The sequence below is a fragment of the Haladaptatus sp. genome (genome assembly GCF_049589095.1).
Taxonomy (GTDB): domain Archaea; phylum Halobacteriota; class Halobacteria; order Halobacteriales; family Haladaptataceae; genus Haladaptatus.
The window spans coordinates 1-3,287 of the sequence record NZ_JBAWAC010000503.1; the positions used below are offsets into that span (position 1 = coordinate 1).

Consider the following 3,287-nt stretch of genomic DNA (forward strand, 5'->3'; position numbering starts at 1 on the left):
GTACCTTCCCCGCGAATCCACGGGTCCGTCCCGTCCTTGTAGGCGGTTCGGGCCTCGCCCCAATAGGATTCGAGGTCGTTGTACGCACCCGTCTCTTCCCACGCCGTGATATCCTGGTTCTTGTCGATTTTCTCCAGATATCCGTAGAAGTCGCTCCACGTGGCCAGATCTTTCATCGGGTTGCTGACGCCCGCTTTCTTGAACGCTTGGACGTTGATTCCTAGGTTGCTGTTCGTGTGGCGCTGGGCACCGCCGGACCAGTAGTCGCCGCGGAATTTCGCGGAGTCCTTGTTTGCGGTGGTCAGCTTGTCCGGGAATCCTTTCGTCTTATCGTAGAAAGGCTTGTGGTTCGGCACCTTCCCTTGGTTGAAGAACTTGAGGCCGAGCGCTCCACCTTCAGCGAGTGCAGGTGCGTTACCCGCGCCGACGGTCGAGGATAGTTTCGTCTTGATATCCCCATAGGAGACTGCCTGCAGGTTGACCTTCACCGACCCATTTTTCTTCTGGAAGTCCTTCATCGAGTCCTGGTAGTGGTTGCGGATATCGGAGTTCTCCGCCGCCATGCCGGAGATAAACTGAATGGTGGTCGAAGCGGAACCACCACCACCGTCATTGCCTCCGTCGCCGCCGTTGTTTCCGCCACCTGAACATCCAGCTAGCGCACCGAGTGCCCCCGTCGCAGCGGTGGCACCCGTTCCTTTAACAAAAGTACGTCGGGAGAGTGACCTGTCATCCTCCTTCCCTGTGGTATCTAATGACATCCCATTCTTACTTGAACGAGAGGGTATAATAAACTTTGTCGATTAATCATGGATTCTTCATTTCAATCGAAACTATCAATGGTTCGGTTCGAAACCGACGAACCACGATAAACCTAAGGTAGGGGGCACTCACGAAATACGCATGACTAACGATGACGGATTCGACCCCAGCGGGGACGTACGTACGATGTGTGACATCGTCGATTCGACGCTCGGGCCGTTCGGTGCGAACAAACTCATCGTCGAGGCGGATGGGACGGTCACGACGACGGCAACCGGCTCCGCCGTCATCGGAAAACTAGACGTCTCGAACCCCTCGATACGGCTCCTTCGCAGTGGAGTCGAGGGGTTCGGCGAGGTGCACGGCGACGGTGCGAGTTCTGTCGTGACAGTTCTCGGCGGTCTTCTCCGCGAAGCGGACAGACTCGTCGAACTGGGATGTCACCCGACAGTTATCGAGCGAGGGTACCGTGAGGCGATGACCGTAGCGGACGAGTACGTAGAAACGCACGCACGACCCCTTTCGGCAGTTGGGGCAGAAGCCGTTGCGGAGACGGCGTTGACCGGGACGCGTGACCCCGCAATCCGCGAATCGACCGCCTCCCTCGTTACCAAGGCGATCGATTCCGTTCTCTCCGACCCCAGTACGGGGTCGGATGTCGGTCAAAGCGTGACGGTCGTCTCACACGTCGGAGCGACCGCCGCCCAATCGGAACTCGTTCCCGGCGTCGTCGTCGATACGTCACCGGACGTCAGGTCGATGCCACGTGACGTCGGAAACGCAGGCGTTGCAGTACTCTCCGGCAAGGTCGACGTCCCTCACGTTTCAGAACTAGACGGGGGCGAGCACGCCTTCTCGGTAGACGGGTTCGAAACCCGTGCGGCCGTGGGTGACCGAGAACGGGCATCGTTCATCGAGACGTTGAATCAGGTCGTCGACGCAGGATGTCGGGCTATCTTCACAACCGGAGGGGTCAACGACCGTGTCGTTACCATGCTCGCTAACCGTGGTATCGTCGCGTTCTCGGCGCTCGATGAAGCGGATGTCGCCCTCGTTGCACGTGCGACGGGCGCGATGGTCGTCCCCTCGTTGGATGACGTCTCACGGGAGACGCTCGGCGACGGTTCCGTCTCGGTGAACCGCCACGCGGGCCACGACATGGTTCACGTCCGAGCGGATGCCGTTCCGGTCTTTACTCTTTTCTGCAGGGCACCCGATCCCCGTTCGACCGATGCCTTCGAGCGGTCGGTCGAGGCTGCCGTCCACGCGACCACCGCTGCGCTGGCTGATGGACGGGTCGTACCCGGAGGGGGAGCAGTCGAAGTCGGCGCTTCCCGAGCCGTTCACCAACACGCCCCGTCCGTAACCGGGAAGGAGCAACTCGCCGTCGAAGCGTTCGCCGACAGCCTTCTCGCAGTACCACGAGCCCTCGCTCGAAACGGGGGGATGGACGGATGGACGGCTATCGCCCGTCTCGTCGCCGCACACTCGACTGGCCGTGACGCTATCGGAGTGGACTCCATCCGAGGCGAGACACGGGACGTTCTCACCGACCGTCCGCTCGCCGAACCCGTGAAAGTTCGGCGTTCGATCTGGAATACTGCCACCGACCTCGCGATCCGATTTCTGCGAGTCGACGAGCAAATTTTCGCCCGGGACCTCGGAGAAGGGGACGAAACCGTCACCCCGCGTCGCTGATTACTCGTGTTCCGTTCGAGGGGTGAACTGTCCGCCGTCGACGTTCGGAAAGAGCACGCTGTCGACTGTCAACAACTGCTCGGCGGCAGCACGGGCGGTTTCGATGGACTGCGAGAAGATACGTCGAGGTTCGACGATACCCGAGTCGTAGGCGTTCATGGGGTCGCCCGACTCCAAGTCGAGGCCCAGCGGAAGGGGGTCGTGCCCTGCATGTGCGTTACGAAGTTTGATGACGGCGTCCGTGGAATCGAGTCCAGCGTTCCGTGCGATTTCCTCCGGGACGGCTTCCAACGCGGCGGCGAACGCTTCGACGGCAAGCTGTTCCTTTCCGGAAACCGAGCGGGCGAACCGTCGGAGGTCGACGGCGACGGCCATCGCGGGGGCACCAGCGCCCGGAAGTAACTGCCGGTCGATAGCCGCCACGGACGCGACCTCGAGGGCGTCCTCGATGGTCCGTTCCAGTTCGATTCTGCCCGTTTCCGTCTCGGCGCCTCCGACGAGTGTGTAGACAGGGCCATCACAGTCGGCGAAAATCGCCCACTTTTCCTCCTCGTGAACGCGTTCCGTGAAACGCTCCGCCGTCCCGAGGACGTCACGTCCGATGTCTTCAATATTGGAAACGACCCGTGCGTCCGTCGCACGTGCGAGGCGGTGAACGTCGGACTTCGGATACTGCGCGCGGTCCACGACGACGATTCCGCGTGCGTCGAGCGCCCCCGTGATGTCGTCGTCGACCTCGTCTCGACAGACGAAGACGTCGACGCCTAGGCTATCGAGACGTTTCACGAAGGCCTCTCGGCGGTCGGCGAGGGCTCGCAGGTCGGCAG

3 protein-coding genes are annotated in these 3,287 nt (G+C 61.3%); 1 reads left to right on the plus strand and 2 read right to left on the minus strand.

Annotated elements, in window-relative coordinates; genetic code table 11:
• On the minus strand, nt 1-761 hold a 761-nt coding region (locus WBV42_RS15680), incomplete at its 3' end, for an extracellular solute-binding protein (protein WP_423986849.1).
• Nucleotides 762-903: 142 nt separating this feature from the next.
• Here WBV42_RS15680 and WBV42_RS15685 point away from each other — a divergent pair.
• A complete protein-coding gene (locus WBV42_RS15685) occupies nt 904-2,460 on the plus strand; it encodes a TCP-1/cpn60 chaperonin family protein (protein WP_423986850.1) in 1,557 nt (518 codons plus the stop codon).
• Here WBV42_RS15685 and WBV42_RS15690 read toward each other — a convergent pair.
• Nucleotides 2,461-3,287: TCP-1/cpn60 chaperonin family protein (locus tag WBV42_RS15690; RefSeq protein WP_423986851.1), on the minus strand; the 827-nt coding region annotated here is incomplete at its 5' end.